23 protein-coding genes are annotated in these 20,445 nt (G+C 46.9%); 9 read left to right on the top strand and 14 right to left on the bottom strand.

Translation table 11 applies throughout. The features are described 5' to 3' along the window. Positions 1-50: 50 nt before the first annotated feature. From ASF99_RS14665 to ASF99_RS14655, 3 genes are read left to right on the top strand one after another with little or no spacing between them, the layout of a single operon-like run. Positions 51-359, top strand: coding sequence for a hypothetical protein (locus ASF99_RS14665; protein WP_023469745.1), 309 nt, complete (start codon positions 51-53; stop codon positions 357-359). Between the two features lie 11 nt (positions 360-370). Then, positions 371-1,261 carry an FAD:protein FMN transferase gene (locus ASF99_RS14660; RefSeq protein WP_055969618.1) on the top strand — a complete coding sequence of 297 codons (891 nt, stop codon included), beginning with the start codon at positions 371-373 and terminating at the stop codon, positions 1,259-1,261. Next, complete coding sequence (locus ASF99_RS14655; protein ID WP_055969614.1) at positions 1,249-1,827, top strand: hypothetical protein; 579 nt, start codon at positions 1,249-1,251, stop codon at positions 1,825-1,827. The genes ASF99_RS14660 and ASF99_RS14655 overlap by 13 nt, the downstream gene beginning before the upstream one ends. 9 nt (positions 1,828-1,836) lie before the next feature. On the opposite strand, the gene ASF99_RS14650 is transcribed toward ASF99_RS14655, so the two are convergent. The 4 genes from ASF99_RS14650 to ASF99_RS14640 all read right to left on the bottom strand — a co-directional run bounded on the left by ASF99_RS14650 (position 1,837) and on the right by ASF99_RS14640 (position 5,046). After that, positions 1,837-2,622 (bottom strand): alpha/beta hydrolase family protein, encoded by a 786-nt coding sequence (locus ASF99_RS14650; protein WP_035395579.1) that lies wholly within the window; start codon positions 2,620-2,622, stop codon positions 1,837-1,839. Positions 2,623-2,754: 132 nt separating this feature from the next. Continuing rightward, complete coding sequence (locus ASF99_RS14645; RefSeq protein WP_023469741.1) at positions 2,755-4,311, bottom strand: ABC-F family ATP-binding cassette domain-containing protein; 1,557 nt, start codon at positions 4,309-4,311, stop codon at positions 2,755-2,757. Between the two features lie 31 nt (positions 4,312-4,342). After that, complete coding sequence (locus ASF99_RS17480) at positions 4,343-4,516, bottom strand: hypothetical protein (protein WP_023469740.1); 174 nt, start codon at positions 4,514-4,516, stop codon at positions 4,343-4,345. 86 nt (positions 4,517-4,602) lie between these two features. Further along, on the bottom strand, positions 4,603-5,046 hold the full coding sequence (locus ASF99_RS14640; protein ID WP_023469739.1) for a hypothetical protein: 444 nt from the start codon (positions 5,044-5,046) through the stop codon (positions 4,603-4,605). A 147-nt stretch (positions 5,047-5,193) separates the two neighbouring features. Between ASF99_RS14640 and ASF99_RS14635 the strand changes: the two genes are divergently transcribed. From ASF99_RS14635 to ASF99_RS14620, 4 genes are all read left to right on the top strand, one after another. Continuing rightward, positions 5,194-5,523 (top strand): hypothetical protein, encoded by a 330-nt coding sequence (locus ASF99_RS14635; protein ID WP_055969810.1) that lies wholly within the window; start codon positions 5,194-5,196, stop codon positions 5,521-5,523. Continuing rightward, positions 5,520-6,743 carry a glutathionylspermidine synthase family protein gene (locus ASF99_RS14630; RefSeq protein WP_023469737.1) on the top strand — a complete coding sequence of 408 codons (1,224 nt, stop codon included), beginning with the start codon at positions 5,520-5,522 and terminating at the stop codon, positions 6,741-6,743. Before ASF99_RS14635 ends, ASF99_RS14630 begins: the two co-directional genes overlap by 4 nt. Then, positions 6,740-7,375, top strand: a complete 636-nt coding sequence (locus ASF99_RS14625) for an NAD(P)H-binding protein (RefSeq protein ID WP_023469736.1) — start codon at positions 6,740-6,742, stop codon at positions 7,373-7,375. The genes ASF99_RS14630 and ASF99_RS14625 overlap by 4 nt, the downstream gene beginning before the upstream one ends. A 239-nt stretch (positions 7,376-7,614) precedes the next feature. Then, positions 7,615-9,108 (top strand): peptide MFS transporter, encoded by a 1,494-nt coding sequence (locus tag ASF99_RS14620; RefSeq protein WP_023469735.1) that lies wholly within the window; start codon positions 7,615-7,617, stop codon positions 9,106-9,108. Between the two features lie 44 nt (positions 9,109-9,152). On the opposite strand, the gene ASF99_RS14615 is transcribed toward ASF99_RS14620, so the two are convergent. After that, complete coding sequence (locus tag ASF99_RS14615; RefSeq protein WP_023469734.1) at positions 9,153-10,424, bottom strand: purine/pyrimidine permease; 1,272 nt, start codon at positions 10,422-10,424, stop codon at positions 9,153-9,155. Between the two features lie 158 nt (positions 10,425-10,582). Here ASF99_RS14615 and ASF99_RS14610 point away from each other — a divergent pair, with 158 nt between their 5' ends. Further along, entirely contained in the window at positions 10,583-11,278 is a 696-nt protein-coding gene (locus tag ASF99_RS14610; protein ID WP_082487248.1) for an alpha/beta hydrolase, read from the top strand. 107 nt (positions 11,279-11,385) lie between these two features. Here the strand turns inward: ASF99_RS14610 and ASF99_RS14605 are convergent, their stop codons facing one another. The 5 genes from ASF99_RS14605 to ASF99_RS14585 form a co-directional block, all read right to left on the bottom strand. Then, a complete protein-coding gene (locus ASF99_RS14605; RefSeq protein WP_055969611.1) occupies positions 11,386-12,321 on the bottom strand; it encodes a carbohydrate kinase family protein in 936 nt (311 codons plus the stop codon). Continuing rightward, entirely contained in the window at positions 12,308-13,150 is an 843-nt protein-coding gene (locus ASF99_RS14600; RefSeq protein WP_231681717.1) for a PRD domain-containing protein, read from the bottom strand. The genes ASF99_RS14605 and ASF99_RS14600 overlap by 14 nt, the downstream gene beginning before the upstream one ends. A 127-nt stretch (positions 13,151-13,277) precedes the next feature. Then, on the bottom strand, positions 13,278-14,690 hold the full coding sequence (locus ASF99_RS14595) for a sucrose-specific PTS transporter subunit IIBC (protein WP_023469730.1): 1,413 nt from the start codon (positions 14,688-14,690) through the stop codon (positions 13,278-13,280). A gap of 169 nt (positions 14,691-14,859) precedes the next feature. After that, a complete protein-coding gene (locus tag ASF99_RS14590; RefSeq protein WP_023469729.1) occupies positions 14,860-15,663 on the bottom strand; it encodes an endonuclease/exonuclease/phosphatase family protein in 804 nt (267 codons plus the stop codon). A gap of 86 nt (positions 15,664-15,749) precedes the next feature. After that, a complete protein-coding gene (locus ASF99_RS14585) occupies positions 15,750-17,417 on the bottom strand; it encodes a PTS transporter subunit IIBC (protein ID WP_023469728.1) in 1,668 nt (555 codons plus the stop codon). A 257-nt stretch (positions 17,418-17,674) separates the two neighbouring features. Between ASF99_RS14585 and ASF99_RS14580 the strand changes: the two genes are divergently transcribed. After that, positions 17,675-17,956, top strand: a complete 282-nt coding sequence (locus tag ASF99_RS14580; protein WP_023469727.1) for a helix-turn-helix domain-containing protein — start codon at positions 17,675-17,677, stop codon at positions 17,954-17,956. Between the two features lie 55 nt (positions 17,957-18,011). On the opposite strand, the gene queF is transcribed toward ASF99_RS14580, so the two are convergent. The 4 genes from queF to queC are packed head-to-tail and all read right to left on the bottom strand — an operon-like array spanning position 18,012 to position 20,335. Then, complete coding sequence (gene queF / locus ASF99_RS14575) at positions 18,012-18,500, bottom strand: preQ(1) synthase (protein WP_023469726.1); 489 nt, start codon at positions 18,498-18,500, stop codon at positions 18,012-18,014. Positions 18,501-18,513: 13 nt separating this feature from the next. Further along, complete coding sequence (queE, locus tag ASF99_RS14570; RefSeq protein WP_023469725.1) at positions 18,514-19,230, bottom strand: 7-carboxy-7-deazaguanine synthase QueE; 717 nt, start codon at positions 19,228-19,230, stop codon at positions 18,514-18,516. Beyond that, complete coding sequence (gene queD, locus ASF99_RS14565; RefSeq protein ID WP_023469724.1) at positions 19,227-19,682, bottom strand: 6-carboxytetrahydropterin synthase QueD; 456 nt, start codon at positions 19,680-19,682, stop codon at positions 19,227-19,229. The genes queE and queD overlap by 4 nt, the downstream gene beginning before the upstream one ends. Beyond that, the gene (gene queC / locus ASF99_RS14560) at positions 19,679-20,335 is read right to left on the bottom strand and encodes a 7-cyano-7-deazaguanine synthase QueC (RefSeq protein WP_023469723.1); all 657 of its coding nucleotides are present in this window, start codon (positions 20,333-20,335) and stop codon (positions 19,679-19,681) included. Before queC ends, queD begins: the two co-directional genes overlap by 4 nt. Positions 20,336-20,445: the final 110 nt, after the last annotated feature.

Below are 20,445 nucleotides of genomic sequence, written 5' to 3'. Positions count from 1 at the left end.
TGTCAGTTTTTTTCGATACAGTAAACGTAACAAGAAGGGAGAGGAAACAGATGAAACCAAAACCATTTGCGAAATGGCTCGTCGGGCTTAGTAGTTCCGTCTTCATCGGACTTGCGATTGGTCAGTTGAGTGTCAGTTCGAACGATTCCTCTACGACACCTGTTTCGACAGGCGATACGTATTCGAACGATACGACGCTACCATCTCAAGGGAATCAGTATAGCGATGATGAAGGCGAATACGAAGGGGATGATGGATATTACGAAGATGACGATGATGATCAATGGCAAGGTGATGAATCGTCTGGCTTCAGTCAACCCGGTGGATCAAGTGACGGTCAGTCTAGCCATTCGAGGTAAGGAGGAGGAAGATGGAGCGACAATTGTATGCGATGCATAATCAGGTGCGGTTCGTGACGGATCAGCCGATCGATGAAGCAGAATGGGAGGAACTTGTCCGATTCTTTCATTATGTGGATCGGCAGTGGTCACGCTTTGATAAGCAAAGTGAAGTCAGTCGATTGAATCGCTTACGGATCGGCGACACGTTATCTGTGTCCTTACCGTTAGCCCGCTTACTGGCCCGCGCCACGCGATACTTCGAGCAGACCGAACGTTATTTTTCCCCATTCCTGCTGGCGCAACAACAAGCCAATGGCTATCGCCAATCATTTCCCTTCACACAAGCTGTCGCTTATGAAGAGATTGCTCCACCAGAGATCGCCCCGTTCATCATTGAAGGATGTGACGTGACGCGAGTCGGAGGCGGTTTTATCGACCTAGGTGGAATCGGAAAAGGAGCTGCCGCGATGATCGCAGCGCAGCGACTACGAAAAAGCTGGAGTCGTGGATTGATTGAAGCGGGAGGTGACGTCATCGTCTGGTCCGAGGAGGAACCATGGAATATCACGATCACGCATCCCGAGACCGAACAACGCGTCGCTGACATGCAATTACGACAAGGTGCGATTGCGACATCGAACCGTGTCTATCGATCGTGGAAGACGGACGGACAGACGCATCATCATTTGTTAGATGGACGAACAGGACGTCCGACGAGAAGTCCGATTCTTCAAGTGACGGCATCTGCGCCACAACTCTATGAAGCCGAAGTCATGACGAAGCTTGCCTTTCAGATGACAGAGACAGAACGTCAAGAAAAGCTGTTTCGTTGGTTTCCAAAAGGACGATTATTGATTTTGGATACTGCTGGGGAATGGCGAAGTGAACAGAAGGGAGTGAGTGAGACATGGACTGGATGAAATGGTTGTTCTCAACATGGATGATGATCCGGTTGAGTGGATTAAGTGGGCACTTCTTCATGACGATTTCTGTCTTAGCGGGATTGCTCGGTTCCTACCCGGCACTCAAAAAACAAAAAGCACGACTGCATCACGTGCACTTATATAGTGGCTGGGCAGGTTTGCTCGCAATCGTCCTTCATGCGACGCTCATCATCGTCGATTCATACGCACCACTGACGATCTTTGAAGTCCTGATTCCGGGCCAAGCTTCTTATGAACCACTCTGGAATGCGCTAGGAACGATCAGTCTCTACTTATTCGGATTCGTTCTCGTGACTTCGGATTTCTTAAAGGAGACGTTAGGCAAGACGCTTTGGAAATTGACACACTGGCTGGTCTTACCTGCTTGGCTATTAATGACGGCACATGGTCTTTTCATCGGTACGGATACCGGAACCCTGTTCACGACGATCTGGTACGCTATCTCAACACTGACGATGTTTACGCTCGTCCTTTATCGGATACGGATCCGTCCTGTGCAACGGACTCGAACTTCAGCAAAAGAGCGCTCAGTCGTACGCTGAGCGCTCTTTTCATTGTCGGGCGAGCCAAGCTGTCCATTCGTTAAAGGCAGCGTCCCGATTCTCGATATAGTTGTGATCACTATCGACAATCGCTTCCTCGAACGGACTGTCGGATAGCAATAAGTCATGATGGAGTGCTTTGATCGATGTTTCGTCCCTTTCTGACGTCATAAGCAACATCGAGCGATCGGCTAGACGTTCTTTTAGCGTCAGTAAATTCCAAGTCGTATGATGGTGCTTCAACTCATCGAGTAACGCGTCAGCAACGGCACCATTTAGGAAACCAGCTCCTCGTTCGAGTACACCGTGTAGCGCAGCTTCGTATTCCGGATGTTCGAGGACGAGCTGACCGACGAGACCAAAATTAAACGGAGAGATTCCGACATAATGTGCAGCCTCTGGTGTCTCAGCAAAAGCATGTAGACCGGCGAAACCGCCCATGCTATGACCAACGACGGTAATCTGATCCGCCTTGATGCCATGTTCGGCAGTGAAAGACTCTGAGCAGACGTGCTGTAGTGTCGCGGTCGCGTCTTCCAAAACATGTTGGAATCGGAAGGTTCCAGGGCTCCCGATCGTTCCACGATACGACGTGACGAGTACATGGTACCCTGCACTTTGAAGTTGAACTGCCCAGTCCATGTTCAACTGTTTCCCGGGAAATCCGTGGAAGAGAACAATCAGTGGAGCATTCGCTGTATGTTCAGGTGAATAGAGACGGGCAATCAACTGTTCTGAACCACCGCTTGGAACATGGAGATAGGATAGTGTTGCCTTTTTCGTGATCGTTTCCAAAAAAACACGCTCCTTCATAATCATTTTCTAAGTCTTAGTGTGCGTGAAGATGCACGATCATGCAATGATTAAGTGTATGAACTAAAAAGATGGGATACCCTTCTGGGCATCCCATCTTTTGTATGGTGTAGCTTAGAATACTTTTGTCGTCCATGATTCACAGTTCCATAAGTCTGTCGCAACAGCTTCATAGAATTCTGGTTCGTGTGAGATCAACAGGACGGTTCCTTTGTACTCTTGTAACGCACGTTTTAATTCTTCTTTGGCTTCGACGTCCAAGTGGTTCGTCGGCTCATCGAGTACGAGGATGTTCGATTCCGTATTCATCAATTTACAAAGACGGACTTTCGCTTTTTCCCCACCGCTGAGCACTTCGATTTTCGATTCGATGTGTTTCGTCATCAAACCACACTTCGCGAGCATAGCACGGACTTGTTGTTGTGTCAGAGACGGGAACGTATTCCAAATCTCTTCGATACACGTATTCGAGTTCTTCTCTTTAACTTCTTGTTCGAAGTACCCGATATGCAAGTTCTCGCCTCGCTCAACGACACCCGAGACAGCTGGAATTTCACCGAGCAAACTCTTGAGCAACGTCGATTTCCCGATTCCGTTCGCACCGTGCAACGCAATCTTCTGCCCACGTTCGATCGTCAGATCAAGAGGGCGCGAAAGTGGCTCATCGTATCCGATGACGAGACCTTTTGCTTCGAACATCAATTTACTTGGTGTCCGTGCTTGGAGGAAGTGGAACTCTGGTTTTGGACGCTCTTGCGCAAGTTCGATGACATCCATCTTATCGAGCTTCTTCTGACGCGACATCGCCATGTTCCGTGTCGAGACACGGGCTTTGTTCCGGGCAACGAAGTCCTTCAACTCAGAGATTTCCTGCTGTTGACGCTTGAACGCGGACTCGAGTTGCTTTTTCTTCGCTTCATGGATCGTGACGAAGTTGTCGTAATCACCGACATAACGATTCAATTCTTGATTTTCCATATGATAAATCAAGTTGATGACGCTATTGAGGAATGGAATATCGTGCGAAATCAAGATGAACGCATTCTCATATTCATTCAAGTAGCGTTTCAACCATTCGATATGCTGGACATCGAGATAGTTGGTCGGCTCATCAAGTAAGAGAATGTCCGGTTTTTCAAGAAGGAGTTTGGCGAGCAGGATTTTCGTCCGCTGTCCACCACTGAGCTCTTGTACATCCCGGTCGAGTCCGATCTCATCGAGCCCAAGACCGCGCGCGATTTCTTCGACTTTTGCATCGATCGTATAGAAGTCGTTATTCGTCAGAATGTCCTGCAAGACGCCGACTTCTTCGAGCATCTTTTCCAGTTCTTCTGGCTCGACTTCGCCCATTTTACCGTACAAATCATTGATTTCCTGTTCGATGTCGAACATGTACTGGAATGCACCTTTAAGTGCATCGCGGATGGTTAATCCTTTTTCAAGGACAGCGTGCTGATCCAAATAACCAACGCGTACATGCTTCGCCCATTCGACTTTTCCTTCATCCGGCTCAAGTTGCGACGTAATGATGTTCATGAACGTCGATTTTCCTTCACCGTTCGCACCGACGAGACCGATGTGCTCGCCTTTTAACAGGCGGAAGGAGACATTTTCGAAAATGGCGCGGTCACCGAATCCGTGACTTAAGTTAGATACCGTTAAAATACTCATAATTACTCCTTATTTCATGAATTCCTGTGACTTAGACGCCTGTCCGTTTTTTCTGGTTGTTTGCTTTTTTCGTCTGTTGGCTCGTCAATTGTTTCGTTTGTGTTCCTTGTAAGCCAGTCGGACGTTTTGTTTGCGCTTGTTTTTTTGCTTTCAAGCGTTCGATCATTGCCTCTTGCAATGATAGTTTTTTTGGTTGTTCACTCATGTTCGTTCACCTCGATTGATTCGTTCTTACTTTCTAGTATGCCAAAAAAAACGTCTCTTGGAAATGAAGAGACCTGATTTTACATCTCAAAGTGTATCAGCAAGATAGACGACGTAACAATTTCGGTCGATATCGATTTCACAGCTGTCACGCTCAAACACACCGTGTCCTTCGACTTCAATTTTGTCCTTGATCAAAAAACGCATCGCTTGGACGTGATTCGGAACCGTTGATGTCTTTAAGAGCGGTTGCGCGCTGTCAGATAAATACTCTCTGAACTCGATATGAATTTGATGCGGTGGATAAACGCGTTCTTCTGTCGCACGCGGTGATGCCTTGATATGATCGACAATCAATTGATCGTAATCACCTGCCATCTCATTGGAACGAAGCTCGTATTGATGTCCTTCGATGATATGAAATTCGCAGAGTTGGTGGGCGATGATCTCTTCCGGTTCAATCGCATAACGATCATATTGATAGATCGGATGGAATTCACCATTTTCTTCAACGTAGTAGGCAAGTGACATGCGTAAATCCTCCTTTTCGTTCTATAGATACTATTACCACATTGAAGGAAAAAAAGTTCCGACAGAACAAAGAAACTTTTCTCTCCAAAAAAGCGTATACTATCCATAACGAGAGTAAAAGGAAAGGGGACTGAGACGGTGAATTGGATGAAACAAGCGACACTAGCTGCAACACTGTTGATCGGAACGACACTGAGTGGGTGTGGATCGGATGATGCACGAGCGGAACGACCAGATGATCCGGATTGTGATGACTATGAGTATGATAATGATGAAGGCGTTTGGTACTGTGATGATAGTTCATCAACCCATTCAGGATACTATTACTGGGGTGGTAGTTATTTCGCATCACGTGCCTTGATGCATAGTGCGATGCGAACGAAAGGGTATACGCCGAAATCAAAAGAAGTAAAGAATTATAACACGAAGACAAAGGGATTCGGAACAGGCTCATCTTCCGGCTTTTTCGGCGGATGAATAGACGACAAACCTTTTACGGAGACATCGATCGTTTTTGGGATGTGCTAGACGGGGAACCGTACGCTGTGACGGAAATCATGCCCATCTCGGAAGAACGAATCGACCAACTGCATATCGCGGCGCAAGAAGTTTACAAGATATTTGAAAAAGTACTTCCGATTCTTCGATCGATGGATGATGAGGCACTGCTCGAGCTGGGCTTTCCAGTTGAAAGTCTCGCTTTTTTACGACTCGAGACGATGCGACCGTTGACCGTCATCGGACGCTTTGATTTCATTGCGACGGCAGATCGTATCTCACTCATGGAATGGAACGCGGATACGCCGACTTTCATTAAAGAAGTATTTGAAGTCAATGATGTCGTAGCGGAAAAACAAGGTTTTGAACGGGTCAACGATGGGGAAAACAAATGGCTGAAGGCAACTGTCCGTCGCGCGATCGAAGCCGCGATACATCGGACGAAACAGCATCCGCATGTCGTCTTCACCTCACATGGTGACCACATCGAGGATCGATTGACAGCTGAGTATTTGCAGTCGTTTTGGAGTGATGCGACCTATTGTCCACTTCATGCATTAGAGATTCGTCCGGAAGAAGGTCTGTACGATGAGGCTGGTAAAAGAATCGATATCTTATATCGTCAAACCTTTCCGATCGAGATGGCCTTACTTGACCGGGATGAGGACGGAAGAAATTTAGGACAATTACTCCTGCAACTCGTCGAGACGGGTCGACTCGAAATCATCAATCCACCGTCTGCCTTTTTAATGCAAGCTAAGTCGGTTCTTGCATTGATCTGGATGTTGCATGAAGCCAATCATCCGTACTTGAGCGAAACGGACCATATGACGATTACGCGTTACTTTTTACCGACGTACTTATCCGCTGATCCATTCATTTCAAGCCAGCGATCATTCGTTAAAAAACCAATCTTCGGGCGTGAAGGAGATACCGTGACGGTCCATGATGGACAAGGACATATCATGCTAAAGAATGAACAGCATACGTTTCGTGATCAACCGGCTGTTTATCAAGCGTATCAAGAATTACCGACGTACTCACTTCAGGAAGAGGGAGAAGTCGCGTATATGTATGGTGTCTTTATTTTAGGAGGAAGACCAAGTGCGATTGGTGTACGTGCCGGAGAACGGATTACCGGAAACCGTTCCTATTTCGTACCAATTGGTCGACAGCATGAAGGAGGGAGAAACGTATGAGAGCAGCAATTTTAGGAGCATCTGGTCTAGTCGGACAAGAACTCGTCGATCGTTTGTTGGCAGAAGATGCGTATAGCGAGGTACATGTTCTCGTTCGCCGCCCGATGCGCCGTTTTCATCCGAAATTGGAAGAATGGGTGATTGATTTTGATCGTGTGACAGAAATTGAACTACCTGTCGTCGACCATGTCTATTGTGCACTGGGCACGACGATCAAACAAGCAGGATCGCAAGAGGCATTTCGTCAGGTTGACTACACATATCCGATTGAACTTGGTCGTGAATTGTTAGACCTCGGGGCGACACGATTTGCCTTGATTTCGGCGCTCGGTGCCCATCCGAATGCGAAAACCTTCTACAATCGCGTAAAAGGGGACACGGAAAACGGATTACGTGTACTCGGATATGACGCGTTATTGATTTTTAGACCGTCATTGTTGCTAGGGGATCGAGATGAATTCCGCTTAGGCGAACAAGCGGCTGCGAAAATTTCGACGGTTTTACGCCCCTTGTTGAAGCGGAGTGCCATTGCTCCGATCGAAGCTGGTCAAGTCGCTGCGGCGATGATCCGTGAAACGTTACATGCACCGCCTGGAATTACAATCATTGAATCGAAACAGATGCAATCCTGAGCAGTCGAGTAGTCGACTGCTCTTTTTGTTATTCTTGTAACGTAAATAATATTTGACTCGTCAAATGATTTGCGGTTGAATGGTAAAGTGCTGTCTCATATATAAAAAAAGAAGTGAGACAATTCAGGCAAAACAGTGTATTCGTATCCTATCTGTTTCGTCACGCTTATCGTTTGGGGAAAGCGGGAAAAGATGATGGATTATGCACTTATTTAGGATTGATGAAAGGAGCCGATCATATGGCAGAGTTTGATCGCGATCAGGTCTACAAGACCGTTCCGCAAAAAGGATTCTTTGGGAATCCGAAAGGGTTGTTCACCCTCTTCTTCACTGAGTTTTGGGAGCGTTTCTCCTACTATGGCATGCGTGCCATCCTTATCTTCTACATGTACGATTCAGTTGCCAACGGTGGTCTAGGTATCGATAAGACGACAGCTGCGTCAATCATGGCCGTTTATGGTTCGCTCGTCTACATGTCAGGGATCATTGGGGGATGGGTAGCTGACCGTTTACTCGGTACGTCACGCACCGTCTTCTATGGTGGTATCTTGATCATGCTAGGGCATATCGTCCTTGCTTTACCAGCAGGCATTACAGCCCTCTTCATCTCGATGGGACTTATCGTCATCGGTACTGGTTTCTTGAAACCGAACGTATCGAATATCGTCGGTGATTTGTACAGCAAGACGGATAACCGCCGCGATGCTGGTTTTAGTATCTTCTACATGGGGATCAACGCTGGGGCATTCCTCTCACCACTCGTCGTCGGTGAAGTGGCTGACCGCGGTGGATATCACGCTGGTTTCGCACTCGCTGCCATCGGGATGTTCGCAGGACTTGTCGTCTTCGTCTTGACGAAAAAGAAAAACCTTGGTCAAGCGGGTACGTATGTCTTGAACCCATTAAAAGGGGACGAGAAAAAACGCTTCATCACGATCGCATCAATCGTTGTCGTCGTCGTTGCGGTACTCGGTGTCGTTGCATCGATGACAGGACTGTTGACAATTTCTCGTTTTACTTTAATGGTCACGATTCTCGGGATCTTGATTCCGATCGCTTACTTCACAGTCATGCTTCGTAGTCCAAAGATCACGGATGATGAGCGCTCACGTTTGATTGCGTATATTCCGTTGTTCATCGCAGCAGCGATTTTCTGGGCAATCCAAGAACAAGGTTCATACGTCCTCTCGATCTTCGCAAGTGAACGGACGAACCTTTCATTCTTAGGATTTGAGATTCAACCGGCATTCTTCCAATCGTTGAATCCGCTCTTCATCATCGTATTAGCACCTGTTTTTGCGAGCTTCTGGGTCAAACTCGGTGACCGTCAACCAACGACGATGCAAAAGTTCTCGTTTGGTCTTCTGTTCGCCGGACTTTCGTTCATCGTCATGACACTACCAGGTATCCTGTTCGGTGTGGAGACGTCAGTTAGTCCACTCTGGCTTGCACTGAGCTTCTTCCTCGTCGTCATCGGTGAGCTCTTCTTGTCACCAGTCGGTCTATCGGCAACAACAAAATTGGCGCCGGCAGCCTTCTCAGCGCAAACGATGAGTCTGTGGTTCTTGACGAACGCAACAGGTCAAGCGGTCAACGCACAAATCGTTAAATACTACACGAATGATACGGAGATTTTGTACTTCGGTATCACAGGTATCGTTGCCGTCATCTTCGGATTACTCTTGTTCGCTTTCGCACCAAAACTTCAAAAATACATGCGCGGTATTCGCTGATGCATGAAAAAAGACGCTTTCTCAATCGAGAAAGCGTCTTTTTATTAATCATTCGTCCGAATATGGCGTAACCCTTCTGCGAGCAAGGCGACCAATGTTCCGAGGACGAGACCGTTTGACATCAAGGTCGTCACGAGTGGCGGTAAATCGGCCGTTGCCCCTTTTGGTAGTAACAACGCACCGATGCCGACGAGGACCGGGAGACCGACCGTGATCATCGCCGTTTGACGATTCAAGTCGCGGGCTGCTTCCGTGACGCCGATGATCGCCATCCCGGCAACAATCGGTGCGACCATCGCATAACCGACAGCGACGGGGATTTTAGCGATCAACCCGACGAATGGTGTCACGATACTGAGGAAAAGGCACGTGATGTTCGCATAGACGAACGCTTTGCGGTCCGTGTTATCTGTTGAGGCAATGAAACCAGCTGTTCCGGAAATGGCGACAGGACCGACCGTACCGAACAGACCAGCGAAGAGTTGTCCGATACCAGCCGTGATACCAGCTGTTCCGACTTGTCCTTTGACGGTTTCACCACGCTTGGCACTGATAATCCGTTCGATGACCTTGATGTTTGCTAAGACGTTTGTCATTAACAACAACGAGATGATGAGAGCTGTCGGTAATAAGCTCCAGTCGACATGAATACCGCCGAACGGCAACAAGCTCGGTAAAGTGAACAGTGGACCGTCGAAGCTTGGCATCTCGGCACGACCAATCAATGCAAACATGCTCCAACCGACGAGTAACGTGATTAATAAAGCGTACTGGCGTAAGCGATCGCTTCGTTCTAAATAAAGTGAGATCAAGACCGTCAGAATCGAGATGACGGCAGGTAATACTTGAATTCGTCCATCCTCGATATTGAGTAATCCTTTCATGACGGATCCGGACAGCTGTGCCGACAGCAACAGCATGTAGACTCCGATGACTTGCGGTGTAAAAAGGGGGACTAAGCGCCGTAAGACACCCGTCATCGTCAAGACGATACAGATGATACCGCTGAGTAGGAGTAAGAATCCAAGCGACTGTAATGTGTTTGAATAACTGCCGTACAATGTGACACCAATCGACGAATAAAGAGCAAATACACCCCACCAAATTCCAGCAGGACCTTCCATGATCGGTAGACGGTGTCCGAGCAGGACTTGAAAGAGACTTAAGATGGCAAATACGAATAGACAACGAGATAAGAAGGAAAGCGTCTCGGCACCCGAGAGTTCAAACGATGCTGCGATGGCAAGGGGCGGGGCAATGTTAGTACAGATGATGAATAAAAACCATTGAATCGTAGACACAAGGGTACGCGGCAAAACGTAAATCTCCTTTCGAAAAAACAATATTGGTTTCATCTTAAACCAATTCATGAAAAAGCGATAGGGATGCTTACAATGACTGAAAATTCTAATATTTGTTTTCATATGTGATTTAACACATAATATTGGGTATAACGGTAACGGGAGGGAATGAAATGAAAAAATGGAGTATAAGAATCATTGGAACGATTGCTGCGCTGTTGGCACTGCTCGTATTTGCATTCATGATCTGGGCGCAGTTCGATTATGATGCATCTCCCCAAGCGATATCTTACGTGGAGACAGCTACACCACGTGAAGTGACATTTGGAAAAAAGACGAGTGACGTTGGATTCATCTTTTATCAAGGGGCAAAAGTTGATGCAGCGGCCTACAGTTATTACGGCAAGCAACTAGCGAAAGACGGGCACTTCGTCGTCATCCCAAAGCTACCGTTTCGGATTGCGTTGCTTGACTCAAGCGAAGGACTCGATATCATCGAGGATTATCCCCAAGTCAAAAAATGGTATCTGATCGGGCATTCGCTCGGTGGAAGCGCAGCTTCGACGATCGTCGAACAACATCCGAAAATTAAGGGGATCGTTTTCCTCGCGTCCTATCCGATTGATTCGATTGATGTGCCCTCGTTGACGATTTATGGTGAACGAGATGGTGTCTTACCAGTCGCTGATATCGAAAAAAGTAAACAGGACGTTCGAAAAGATGCGGTATTCCATGAAATCAAGCAAGGGAACCATGCGAACTTTGGTATGTACGGTCGACAAAAAGGGGATAACAGCAGCCCATTAACGCCAAAAGAACAACAGGACGAGTCGTTAGATGAAATCAAACGATTTATCGATACACCTTAATCAATTCTCTTAGTGAATAAACGACTCATCAATCAAATGAAAAGGATGGAGAGATTCTGGCACTGGGTCCGGAATCTCTCCATCCTTATTTCTACTGAGTTATCGATTCAACTCAAGCGATGAGCGACTTCGTCGAGCGTTGGCAAAGCAGCCATCGCTCCTTTGACGGAAGCAGCAAGTCCGCCTGAAATCGCTGCGAATCGACCGATGTCGCGAAGTTCATCTTCAGACCAATCAAACGAAAAATCGCGTAACGCACACTGGTAGAGTAAACCGGACATGAAGGCATCTCCAGCTCCTGTCGTATCGATTGCGTCGACCGTAATCGCATCGATGACAGCCATCGCACGATCCGTATAGAGAATCGATCCTTCACTTCCTAGCGTGATGGCAAGAAGACGAATCGGATATTCAGCTAACAATTCAGCAGCCCCGTCATCAAGATTCGTTTGTCCAGTTAGAAACGTCAATTCTTCCTCAGCAAGTTTGACGATTTGTGCATCCGGTAGGACAGACCGGATCGTCGTCCGCGCTTCGTCAAGATTCGGCCATAACGACTCTCGTAAGTTCGGATCGTAAGAGACTGGTACTTGGTGCGCTTTTGCACGTGCGATGGCTTTTCGTGTCGCGTTGACGGATTCTCCAGTAATCAAAGAGATCGAACCGATGTGTAATAAATCGACGGACGTGAAATCCTCCGGTACATGTGTTTCGTGGAATTGCATATCAGCGCGCTCCGCGTTGATGAACTCGAACGACCGCTCTCCATCCTGACCGTTTGTAACGAGCACAAGTCCTGTTTTTTGCGTCGAATCGTGGACGAGATGATCGGTACGAACACCATAATGATGTAACGTATCTTTCAAGAAGTGTCCCATCGAATCATCACCGACAGCTCCAAGAAAATAACTATCAGCGCCTAATCGAGCGAGTCCGACAGAGACATTGGCAGGAGCACCTCCAGGATTTTTTTGAAACGTCATGTTTTCAGCATCAAGAGGAATCAAATCAATCAATGCTTCCCCTAAACTAAAGATTTTCATACGTAGAACTCCTTTCAAGATCCGGACGAATCCGTTCGATGTGTAAAGCCATATAGCCGATTTCTGATTCAGGTACACGTGTATCGAGTTCGACAGTCAACCAATTGCCCATTTGACTCGCACAGGCATAAGCCTCAGCATAACGTGTTTTGACGGCAGATAAAATCACATCATCCATGTCGTGTAAGGTTTCTCCTTGTTCAATCCGGGCGAGGACCAATTTCATGTGCGTAAAGAAACGATAATACGTCATCGATGAGGTCTCGATCGTTTGTCCAAAAAAGACTTCGATCTGTTCACGTAGTTCATTGAGTAACGTAACCGTCTGCAACGCAGTGGCCATATTCGGATGCGTTTGGCGTGCATTGTATAAGTGAAGCGCGATGTTCGCAGCTTCTTCTTTCGGTAGCGTGACCTGTAAGGCACGCTCGATCTCAAGAACTGCCCATTCTCCAATCGCATACTCCGGTCCATACAAAAGGCGAATCTCTTCTGCCAATCGATTATGCACGACGAGTTGTTCACGTGCTAATCGTACGGCATGAGCAAGGTGGTCCGTCAGACTGACGTGAATATAGTCATGAAACGGCGTTTGGAGCTCACCTTCTGCATGTGAGATGATGCGTTCCGATAAATCAATGATCTCAAGTGGTGTCGTTGTCAGAATCTCTTTGAACTGTTCTGCATTTTCAAATGAAGGGATGAACATTTTTTCGATCTTCGTCGCTTGAATCGGATCTTTTTTCTTTTTTCCAAAAGCAATGCCTGGTCCCATGACGATGCGTTCCTGTCCATTTTCTTTGACAACAACAGCGTTGTTATTGAGGATCTTATGAATAATCAGCCTGACGTCCTCCTTTCCGATCTTTTCTTTTATTATAAAGCGAACTTCAGCGCTTTGCGAACCGACAAATGCGACCACCGAGCCCGAGGACTCGGTTTGGTCGCATGAAGGATTAAGCAGCAACGTCCGTTTCTTTTTGTTTCCGTGCATCGAGACGCATCAAGACGACAGTCGAGATGAAAGCAGTGACGACTGCAATGGCGAACCCGACGAGATAGTTGATCAAGTTTGACGCACCGAGTGGCGCGACGATCGCAATCATCGGAATTCCAGTTAATCCATAAGCGTTCGCAGCGACTTGTGTCAAGACGACATAACCGCCACCGATCGCACCACCAATGGCACCACCGATGAATGGTTTTCCAAGACGTAAGTTGACACCGTAGATGACGGGTTCTGTGATTCCGAGAAATGCTGAGAACGCAGACGGTAGGGCGAGTGCTTTGAGTTTAACGTTCTTCGTCAAGAAGTAAACGGCAAGTCCGGCACCACCTTGAGCGACATTCGCCATCGACCAAATCGGTAAGAGGAAGTTCTTTCCGATACTCTTATCTGCAAGTAACCCTGCTTCAATAGCATGGAAACTATGGTGCATCCCTGTGATGACGATTGTCGAATAAAGTCCACCGAAGAGAAGACCGGCGACGACTGAGAACTGTTCATAGAAGAAGACGAGTACGAATGAAATGCCTTTTCCGAGTAACGTTCCGATCGGACCAATGACGATCAATGCCAGGAATCCAGTGACGAGAACCGTAACGAACGGTGTCACGAGTAAGTCAAGCGTTTCGGGTGTCCGTTTCCGGACTTGTTGTTCAATCTTTGCCATGACCCAAACGGTTAAGAGAACCGGGAAGACCGTTCCTTGATAACCGATCAACTCGATGTTCATTCCGAGGAACTTCATGACTTCCGGATCACTATTACCGAGCGTCCAAGGGTTTAAGAGGGACGGGTGTGTCATGATCCCCCCGATGACGGCACCGAGGTACGGGTTCGCACCGAATTCACGGGCTGCCGAGAAACCGATCAGGATCGGTAGGATGATGAAGGCAGAAGACGAGAACATATCCAGTAGTTGGACGATCGGTGAATCACCGTCAACCCAACCGAAGGCCTTGATCATACCGAGTAATCCCATCAAGAGACCGGCTGCGACGATTGCCGGAATGAGTGGAACGAAGACGTTCGAGAGCGAGCGGGCAAGACGGGCGAACGGATTTAATTTTTGCGATGCAGCCTTTTTAACGTCGAGTGGTTCTTCTCCATCGACCTTTACACCGGCAAGTGGTGCAAACGCAGCAAATACCTTGTTGACGGTACCGGTTCCAAAGATGATTTGGTATTGACCAGAACTTGAGAAGGCGCCGCTGACACCATCTAAGTCTTCAAGTGCTGCTTGATCGACCTTTGATTCATCATGCAAGACAAGACGTAAACGCGTCGCGCAGTGAGCAGCAGTGATGATGTTCTCGCGTCCACCGACGAGTTCGAGCACACGTTTAGCAGTTTGTTGATAATCCATCGGAAAAGTCCTCCTTTTTCATGAAACGTGCTGAATGAGACAAAAAAAGGCAAGACCGAACAACACCTCTCCTAACGAGGTGTCATTTCGGTCTTGCCAGCCGTACTGTCACAATCCGCACTATTGATTTGATTTCATCTTAAAGGAGAAAAGAAAGCGTTGTCAATACTTAATGTTCATTTTTTTGAATCTGAATATCGACCTCAACACCGTAGTGATCGGAAACGACGGGACCGTGAATCCCATCGAACACGACCCCGACGCGTTCGACGTCAATTTTCCGATTCGATAAGACGAGATCGATCCGCAATCCTTGTTGATTGTCTTCCCATCCATCGATGTTGCCATTGATCGTCTCAATTCCGACCGTTTCCTTAGCTAGCAGAAAGACGTCGTGTAATCCTCGTTGCATCATATAGTCATAACCTGTATTTCGTTCTAAGGCATCGTTGTTGAAATCACCGAGGAAGAATGTCCATTCGAGTGGATCCATCCGGGCCATCAAATGATTGAATTGTTCCTGGAACGGTTCGACTTCATCTGCCCACCAGCCAAGATGGCATGTATTGAACGTAATCGGTGTACCGTCGACTTGGATCGTCGCACGGACGATTTTTCGCGATTTCCAATCGAATGTATCTTGACTGCGGCTGACATAATAACTGTCCGATTTTAAGATTGGGTGTTTCGTCAAAAGAGCGAGTCCTTCTTCATACTTATCATAGCCGATATGAGCAAAATCCCAGACGAGGGAGTAGGTTTGACCTTGTTCTTTTAACGCTTGCTGGATCAAATAGGCAAAGTTATCGTTGCGCACATCATCATAGACGATGGGTGTATCCATCAATTGACTCACTTCTTGCAGTGCGACGACATCATAATCTTGAGCGAGAATTTGTTGAACGATCTGGTTTAATTTTTCGAGTGGCTGTTCTTCCTGCCACGAATGACAGTTTAGTGTGAGTAGACGCATGAGTGGTCCTCCTGATTTTTCAAATAAGAAAGGTGAAACTCTTATAAAAGAGCTTCACCTTTAGGTAGTTCCCTAATCTCGCAGGTTTATGCGCCGATCCGGTCTTGGATATCTGATTTTAAGATATCGGCTTTTGGACCGTAGATGGCTTGCACGCCATTGTTCTTAAGGATCAGACCAAGTGCACCGTTTGCTTTCCAGTCTGCTTCTTTTGCAACAAGCGCTGGATCTTTGACAGTGACACGAAGACGCGTCATGCAGGCATCGACGTCCTCGATGTTTTGCTGTCCACCAAGCAAATCGATGATTTGTGAAGCTTGCGAACCGTCGGCAGGAGCTGATGTCGCAGCAGCCTCACCTGAAGCTTCAGTTGTAGATACGTTGATATCGTCAAGATAGTTCCCGTTACGACCTGGTGTCGCATAGTTGAACTTCTTGATGACGAAACGGAACGTGAAGAAGTTCAAGAAGAAGAAGAACACACAGACACCGATGAAACGAATTAAATCACCAATTAATCCAGCTTTTGCAATCAATGGAATCCGCGTCAAGAGTTCGATCGCACCGAATGCGTGAATCCGAAGATGCATGACATCTGCTAGTGCGAAAGCAACACCCGTGAGCACAGCATAGATGACGTAAAGAACAGGAGCGATGAACATGAACATGAATTCGATTGGCTCCGTGACACCTGTCAAGAAAACTGCAAGTCCAGCAGATAAGAAGACAGGTTTGTATGCTTTCTTCTTATCTTCATCAACTGACATGTACATTGCGACAGCGATACCGATCAATGAAGCAAGTGATGTGACGACTTGTCCTTCTTTAAAACGAGCAGGAACGACACTGTTGATTAAGTCATTGTATCCTTGTGTGTTACCGGCTTGTTTTAAATTAACGAGGTCAGTGATCCAAGCTAACCAAAGCGGATCTTGACCAGCAACCGTCGATCCTTGAGCAGCACCTGTCAGGATTTTGTACGTTCCACCGAGTTCCGTGTAGTTCATCGGGACAGTCAACATGTGATGAAGACCGAACGGAAGTAATAGACGCTCGAGTGTACCGTATACGAACGGTGCAATGATCGGTGCAGAATCACGTGAAGAGGCAATCCAGCGACCGAAGTCATTCAATAAGCCTTGAACGAACGGCCAAACGAGTGATAAGGCGAATGCTGCAACGACTGATCCACCAATGACGACGAATGGTACAAAACGTTTTCCGTTGAAGAATGCAAGCGCATCTGGCAATTTACTGAAGTTATAAAATTTATTAAAGAGAACGGCACCAAGGAAACCAGAGATGATTCCGACGAATACTCCCATGTTGAGAGCAGGTGCCCCTAAAACTGAAGTGAAATAATCTTTTACGATGAGCTCAGAACCAAGCAATGAATCGACCGTTGCTTTTGGGTCCGCGATCATGTCAGCGTTGACACCGAAGATAGCTCCTGTGACACGGTTGATCAAAATGAAGGCGAGTAACGCTGCGAACGCACCACCAGCACGTTCTTTTGCCCATGACCCACCAATCGCGACGGCGAATAAGACATGAAGGTTCGTAATGATGGCCCAACCTAAATCTTCAACGATTCGAGCAATCGTTTGCATTAACGCGATATCGCCTCCATACATGCCGATCAGTTTCCCGACCGAAATCATGATTCCTGCAGCAGGCATAACCGCGATGACGACCATCAAGGCTTTACCGAGTTTTTGCCAAAAATCGAACGAAATAGCATTTTTCAAGATCATTCACTCCTTTTGTATCTCTTTTTCTCTAATATGTGTGTAAGAACAGTGCAATAATGTAAGCGATTAATGCAACCGTTTGCATATAGAATTGTAAGCGATAACTTTTTAAAAAGCTAGTGTTTTACAAGAAAAATATTTGAAATTTTATTTTGATTAGAAATTGATAGTTCGGAAAGGTATTCAGATTTTAAAAAAGTGGGAATAAGACTACAGTGAACGTTGTTTAGTTTTAAAAGAAGAAAGGATGTTTGAAGCGGATGAAAGAAGGGATTCAACCGATCGGACAGTACGGACAGCGGATTCGTACATTACGAGAACGTCATCAGTTAGATCAAAATACATTAGCAGAGTTAACTGAGACGACACCTGAGATGATCCAGCGTATTGAAAGTAGCATTGCCCATCCCTCATTTTCAATGATTGAGCGACTGGCCCGTGTCTTACATGTCCCTTCGGATCACTTAATTCGGCATATCTGGCCACCTGAGGTCATCCGTCAGCATGATAGCCCGTCCTTGATCGACCTTCCATCTAGTTGATGAGCATCAAAAAAGAGGAACAAGGGGATTTCCCCTTGTTCCTCTTTTAGTCGTCTTAACGATTATCGATCGTTTCAGGATAGAGATCGTGATTGAATAGACGGTGCTCTGCCATTTGTTCGTATTTTGTACCAGGCTTCCCGTAATTGTAGTATGGATCAATCGAGATTCCACCGCGTGGCGTGAATTTCCCCCATACTTCAAGGTAGCGAGGTTCCATCAATTTCACGAGATCTTTTCCGATGACGTTGATGCAGTTCTCATGAAAATCACCATGGTTACGGAAGCTGAATAAGTACAACTTCAGTGATTTTGATTCGACGAGTTTTTCGTCTGGGATGTACGAGATGTAAATCGTCGCGAAGTCCGGTTGATTCGTGATCGGACAAAGACTCGTGAACTCTGGTGCGTTGAATTTCACGAAGTAATCATTTTCTGGGTGACGATTCGGGAATGCTTCGAGAACTTCAGGTTGGTATTCAAAAATATATGGTACGGCTTTTTGGCCGAGTAACGATAAGTCGTTTAAATCTTCAGGTCGCATGAATCATTTCTCCTTAGACGCCACGATCGTTCGCGAAAACGAGGGCATGTAGTTGTGGTAGGACGCGCGCATGATTGAAGCGTTCATCACGGGCGACGCGTTCCCAAAGTGTTTTTAAATCGTGTAGCATGCGTGGAGCGATCGTTCCTTCTTCGTGCGGATCAGGATTACCGAGCGATAGATAAAGCGTCTTTAGCGCATATCGTTCTGAAATCATCGCCGCGAAGTCGAGGTCTTCCTCATTAAAGATGACGATTTTAACGGCACGCTGTTGTTCCGGTAGACGTTTAAAAAAGACATCCAAGCGATCGAAATCAATCTTCATCCCACTTGAAGGTGGTTTAGGGCTAAGTGTGACGTCATCGATATCAAGCAACCAATTTTGCCAGTAGGAGCCTTGTGTCTCGACGGACATCGTGATGTTTCGTTCTTTTAGTGCCGCAACCAGTGTGCCGATTGATGCATGAAGTAACGGGTTCCCACCAGAAATCGTGACATGTCCGTAAGAGCCGAGTGCATCAAGACGTTCTATGATCGTCTCTGCCGTCAAGAGTTCAGGTTTTTCAGAACCATCCCATGTGAAGGCGGAGTCACACCACGAACAGGAGTAGTCGCAACCGCCGGTCCGGACGAACATCGTCTTTTGACCAATCGATCGTCCTTCTCCTTGAAATGTTGGTCCGAAAATCTCGAGAACCGGAATTTTTGGTGTTTTCGTTAAGGCACTCATGCTTCGTTCATCCACTCACGACGGACTTCAGCAAAAGCAGTCGGTGTCTCATAGAGCTTGACGAATTCGACACGAAGTCCACGCTCATCCGGAAGGTGTTGTCCGAGCGTCTCGAAAATCCAAGCCGCCATGTTTTCAGCTGTCGTATTCATGTATGGTAACGATTCATTCAGGTAGCGGTGATCCAACAGTGGTTCGAGATGTGTTTTGAAGATTTTTTTGAGATCACCAAAATCGAGTGTCATACCGCGGTGATCCAAAAAACCACTGATCCCCATATCGACATGGTACGTATGACCGTGAAGGGCACGGCATTTTCCATCATAATCATATAGGTGGTGTGCTGCGTCGAACGTCAGTTTTTTAACGATCATGACGCGGGATTTCGTATAGATAAGCGAGTCGCCAGTCGGGCGCTCGACCGTTTCAGGTGCTTCGTAATTGAATGTCATGTGTGTTGAACCTCCTTGATGTATGCATCTAATCCATTTTTCCGTAATTCACAGGCTGGGCATTCGCCACAACCATCTCCAATGACGCCGTTGTAACACGTCAACGTGCGATTTCGAACGAAATCAAACGCACCGAGCGAATCGGCAAGCGCCCACGTCTCTTTTTTGTCGAGCCACATGAGTGGCGTGTGAAGTACGAATGGATAGTCCATCGCAAGGTTCAATGTCACGTTGAGTGACTTGATGAAGGCATCACGGCAGTCAGGGTAACCGGAAAAGTCCGTTTCACATACGCCAGTGACGATATGACGGATTCCGCGTCCTTTCGCAAGGACGGCTGCGAACGAAAGAAACAGGTGATTTCGTCCATCTACAAAAGTAGAAGGAAGACCATCTTCATTCGTCGTGATGGTTTGGCTGTGGTCAGTCAAAGCGTTACTCGTCAGTTGACTGAGAAGAGAGAGATCAAGCTCATGGTGTTTGACACCAAGCTCAGAGGCGATGTCGCGTGCGACTTCGAGTTCTTGTGCATGACGTTGTCCGTAATTAAACGTCACGACTTCGACTTCTTCGTATTGTTTCAGTGCCTGAAACAAACAAGTCGTTGAGTCTTGGCCGCCACTAAAGACGACAAGAGCACGTTCGTTTTTCATAATGTACACTTCCATTCCTAGTTTTTGTAACGGAGGAGGTTACGAACTCCGGAGACGTAGTCTCAACTATTCACACTAGCAGAAGCCATTGAAAAAGTCGACGTTTTCTG

Source organism: Exiguobacterium sp. Leaf187, from assembly GCF_001423925.1.
Classification (GTDB): Bacteria; Bacillota; Bacilli; order Exiguobacteriales; family Exiguobacteriaceae; genus Exiguobacterium_A; species Exiguobacterium_A indicum.
Note: the sequence above shows the minus strand (reverse complement) of the source record. Positions and strands in the feature narration are given on the sequence as shown.

What these genes read in the sequence shown, in the direction of transcription:
- ASF99_RS14610 (WP_082487248.1), top strand. Translation starts at nt 10,583, where the DNA reads ATGAAAAAATGGAGTATAAGAATCATTGGAACGATTGCTGCGCTGTTG.
- ASF99_RS14595 (WP_023469730.1), bottom strand. Translation starts at nt 14,690, where the DNA reads ATGGATTATCAACAAACTGCTAAACGTGTGCTCGAACTCGTCGGTGGA.
- ASF99_RS14635 (WP_055969810.1), top strand. Translation starts at nt 5,194, where the DNA reads ATGAAACAAGCGACACTAGCTGCAACACTGTTGATCGGAACGACACTG.
- ASF99_RS17480 (WP_023469740.1), bottom strand. Translation starts at nt 4,516, where the DNA reads ATGAGTGAACAACCAAAAAAACTATCATTGCAAGAGGCAATGATCGAA.
- ASF99_RS14630 (WP_023469737.1), top strand. Translation starts at nt 5,520, where the DNA reads ATGAATAGACGACAAACCTTTTACGGAGACATCGATCGTTTTTGGGAT.
- ASF99_RS14640 (WP_023469739.1), bottom strand. Translation starts at nt 5,046, where the DNA reads ATGTCACTTGCCTACTACGTTGAAGAAAATGGTGAATTCCATCCGATC.
- ASF99_RS14585 (WP_023469728.1), bottom strand. Translation starts at nt 17,417, where the DNA reads ATGATCTTGAAAAATGCTATTTCGTTCGATTTTTGGCAAAAACTCGGT.
- queC (WP_023469723.1), bottom strand. Translation starts at nt 20,335, where the DNA reads ATGAAAAACGAACGTGCTCTTGTCGTCTTTAGTGGCGGCCAAGACTCA.
- queD (WP_023469724.1), bottom strand. Translation starts at nt 19,682, where the DNA reads ATGACATTCAATTACGAAGCACCTGAAACGGTCGAGCGCCCGACTGGC.
- ASF99_RS14645 (WP_023469741.1), bottom strand. Translation starts at nt 4,311, where the DNA reads ATGAGTATTTTAACGGTATCTAACTTAAGTCACGGATTCGGTGACCGC.
- ASF99_RS14665 (WP_023469745.1), top strand. Translation starts at nt 51, where the DNA reads ATGAAACCAAAACCATTTGCGAAATGGCTCGTCGGGCTTAGTAGTTCC.
- ASF99_RS14590 (WP_023469729.1), bottom strand. Translation starts at nt 15,663, where the DNA reads ATGCGTCTACTCACACTAAACTGTCATTCGTGGCAGGAAGAACAGCCA.
- ASF99_RS14655 (WP_055969614.1), top strand. Translation starts at nt 1,249, where the DNA reads ATGGACTGGATGAAATGGTTGTTCTCAACATGGATGATGATCCGGTTG.
- queE (WP_023469725.1), bottom strand. Translation starts at nt 19,230, where the DNA reads ATGAGTGCCTTAACGAAAACACCAAAAATTCCGGTTCTCGAGATTTTC.
- ASF99_RS14605 (WP_055969611.1), bottom strand. Translation starts at nt 12,321, where the DNA reads ATGAAAATCTTTAGTTTAGGGGAAGCATTGATTGATTTGATTCCTCTT.
- ASF99_RS14580 (WP_023469727.1), top strand. Translation starts at nt 17,675, where the DNA reads ATGAAAGAAGGGATTCAACCGATCGGACAGTACGGACAGCGGATTCGT.
- ASF99_RS14620 (WP_023469735.1), top strand. Translation starts at nt 7,615, where the DNA reads ATGGCAGAGTTTGATCGCGATCAGGTCTACAAGACCGTTCCGCAAAAA.
- ASF99_RS14625 (WP_023469736.1), top strand. Translation starts at nt 6,740, where the DNA reads ATGAGAGCAGCAATTTTAGGAGCATCTGGTCTAGTCGGACAAGAACTC.
- ASF99_RS14660 (WP_055969618.1), top strand. Translation starts at nt 371, where the DNA reads ATGGAGCGACAATTGTATGCGATGCATAATCAGGTGCGGTTCGTGACG.
- queF (WP_023469726.1), bottom strand. Translation starts at nt 18,500, where the DNA reads ATGCGACCTGAAGATTTAAACGACTTATCGTTACTCGGCCAAAAAGCC.